At 49.7% G+C, this 3383-nt stretch carries 1 rRNA gene; it reads right to left on the bottom strand.

Features of this window, described 5'->3' with window-relative positions:
• Positions 1–129 precede the first annotated feature (129 nt).
• Positions 130–3008 (bottom strand): 23S ribosomal RNA (locus AC07X5_RS32570).
• Between the last annotated feature and the right edge of the window lie 375 nt (positions 3009–3383).

The raw sequence follows: 3383 nt of genomic DNA, 5'->3' as shown, positions 1-3383 counted from the left end.
CGAATTCATAGAGATCTCAATCAGATTTTTGTGTCTTTTTGACTGCGTCTAACTTGGCATAACAATCTTCGAAGCTTTGCACGCACCCTGTAGAATTCTATGGGTCTGCGCACTGGCTATCAAAGTTATAGGGTCAAGCCGCACGAGCAATTAGTATCAGTTAGCTTAACGCATTACTGCGCTTCCACACCTGACCTATCAACGTCCTGGTCTTGAACGACTCTTCAGGGGGCTCAAGGCCCCGGCAGATCTCATCTTGAAACGAGTTTCCCGCTTAGATGCTTTCAGCGGTTATCTCTTCCACACTTAGCTACTCGGCAATGCCACTGGCGTGACAACCGATACACCAGAGGTGTGTCCACTCCGGTCCTCTCGTACTAGGAGCAGGCTTCCTCAAATCTGCAGCGCCCACGGAAGATAGGGACCAAACTGTCTCACGACGTTTTAAACCCAGCTCACGTACCTCTTTAAATGGCGAACAGCCATACCCTTGGGACCGGCTACAGCCCCAGGATGAGATGAGCCGACATCGAGGTGCCAAACACCGCCGTCGATATGAACTCTTGGGCGGTATCAGCCTGTTATCCCCAGAGTACCTTTTATCCGTTGAGCGATGGCCCTTCCATACAGAACCACCGGATCACTATGTCCTGCTTTCGCATCTGCTCGACTTGTCAGTCTCGCAGTTAAGCACGCTTATGCCATTGCACTATCGTCACGATGTCCGACCGTAACTAGCGTACCTTCGAACTCCTCCGTTACGCTTTGGGAGGAGACCGCCCCAGTCAAACTGCCTACCATGCACTGTCCCCGATCCAGATAATGGACCTAGGTTAGAACCTCAAACACACCAGGGTGGTATTTCAACGTTGGCTCCATGAGATCTAGCGACCTCACTTCAAAGCCTCCCACCTATCCTACACAGATCTGTTCAAAGTCCAATACAAAGCTACAGTAAAGGTTCATGGGGTCTTTCCGTCTTTCCGCGGGGAGATTGCATCATCACAAACATTTCAACTTCGCTGAGTCTCAGGAGGAGACAGTGTGGCCATCGTTACGCCATTCGTGCAGGTCGGAACTTACCCGACAAGGAATTTCGCTACCTTAGGACCGTTATAGTTACGGCCGCCGTTTACTGGGACTTCAATCAAGAGCTTGCACCCCATCATTTAATCTTCCAGCACCGGGCAGGCGTCACACCCTATACGTCCACTTTCGTGTTTGCAGAGTGCTGTGTTTTTATTAAACAGTCGCAGCCACCGATTTTTTGCAACCCCGTTGGGCTCCCTCTGTGCGAGTTCACCTACTTGGGGCATACCTTCTCCCGAAGTTACGGTATCAATTTGCCGAGTTCCTTCTCCTGAGTTCTCTCAAGCGCCTTAGAATACTCATCTCGCGCACCAGTGTCGGTTTGCGGTACGGTCGTCAATAGCTGAAGCTTAGTGGCTTTTCCTGGAAGCAGGGTATCACTCACTTCGTCTGCAAGCAGACTCGTTATCACCCCTCATCTAAGCCCGGCGGATTTGCCTACCAGGCACGACTACAGGCTTGAACCAACATATCCAACAGTTGGCTGAGCTAACCTTCTCCGTCCCCACATCGCACTATTGATCGGTACAGGAATATTGACCTGTTTCCCATCAGCTACGCATCTCTGCCTCGCCTTAGGGGCCGACTCACTCTACGCCGATGAACGTTGCGTAGAAAACCTTGCGCTTACGGCGAGGGGGCTTTTCACCCCCTTTAACGCTACTCATGTCAGCATTCGCACTTCTGATACCTCCAGCATCCGTTACCAGACACCTTCACAGGCCTACAGAACGCTCTCCTACCACGTGCAATAAATTGCACATCCGCAGCTTCGGTAACTGGCTTAGCCCCGTTACATCTTCCGCGCAGGACGACTCGATCAGTGAGCTATTACGCTTTCTTTAAATGATGGCTGCTTCTAAGCCAACATCCTGACTGTTTTAGCCTTCCCACTTCGTTTCCCACTTAGCCAATTTTAGGGACCTTAGCTGGCGGTCTGGGTTGTTTCCCTCTTGAGTCCGGACGTTAGCACCCGGTGCTCTGTCTCCCAAGCTGTACTCATCGGTATTCGGAGTTTGCATAGGTTTGGTAAGTCGCCATGACCCCCTAGCCTAAACAGTGCTCTACCCCCGATGGTAATACTTGAGGCACTACCTAAATAGTTTTCGGAGAGAACCAGCTATTTCCAAGTTTGTTTAGCCTTTCACCCCTATCCACAGCTCATCCGCTAGTTTTGCAACACTAGTCGGTTCGGACCTCCAGTACCTGTTACGGCACCTTCATCCTGGCCATGGATAGATCACTTGGTTTCGGGTCTACACCCAGCGACTGATTCGCCCTATTCGGACTCGATTTCTCTACGGCTTCCCTATTCGGTTAACCTTGCCACTGAATGTAAGTCGCTGACCCATTATACAAAAGGTACGCAGTCACCCTTGCGGGCTCCTACTTTTTGTAAGCATGCGGTTTCAGGATCTATTTCACTCCCCTCCCGGGGTTCTTTTCGCCTTTCCCTCACGGTACTGGTTCACTATCGGTCGATTACGAGTATTTAGCCTTGGAGGATGGTCCCCCCATATTCAGACAGGATTTCTCGTGTCCCGCCCTACTTTTCTCTACCTTAGTACCACACGTCTGTTTTCGCATACGGGGCTATCACCCACTATGGCCGGACTTTCCATTCCGCTTTGCTAACAGTCGTGCTATCAATAGAAGGCTCTTCCAATTTCGCTCGCCACTACTTTCGGAATCTCGGTTGATGTCTTTTCCTCGAGCTACTGAGATGTTTCAGTTCACCCGGTTCGCCTCGCATGACTATGTATTCATCATGCGATACCTCTTGCGAGGTGGGTTTCCCCATTCAGAAATCTCCGGATCAATGCTTATTTGCCAGCTCCCCGAAGCTTATCGCAGGCTATCACGTCTTTCGTCGCCTGTAATCGCCAAGGCATCCACCACATGCTCTTAGTCACTTGACCCTATAACTTTGACATCTCTTTCAAGATACCGCCATCATCTTCAAGGACTTGCCAGGTCTTTCACCTGGCGCGTTATGCCGTAATGTGAATAATTCCTCGATATCACTATCAAGAAACATTCGTCATTACTAATTCAATTTACTTCCCTTCGCTTTCGCAAAGTTCTAGCTCGTTGAATATTCGTTTTGACGCAATCAAAAATTTGTCACCAGGGGCACGGTCTGCACTAAACCTTTACGAATGTGCAGTTTCCCCTGGCAACTCTGATTTCGACTCTATGAATTTTTAAAGAACAGCCGATTGATCAATCGATATTGATCAACAACAAAGAGGCCTTTACCGTTTCCAGTCAAAGCCGCTTTGGTGTTGAGTACA

Source organism: Acidovorax sp. GW458-11-26-14-TSB4 (genome assembly GCF_059423865.1).
This window is presented reverse-complemented; position numbering and strand designations above follow the sequence as displayed.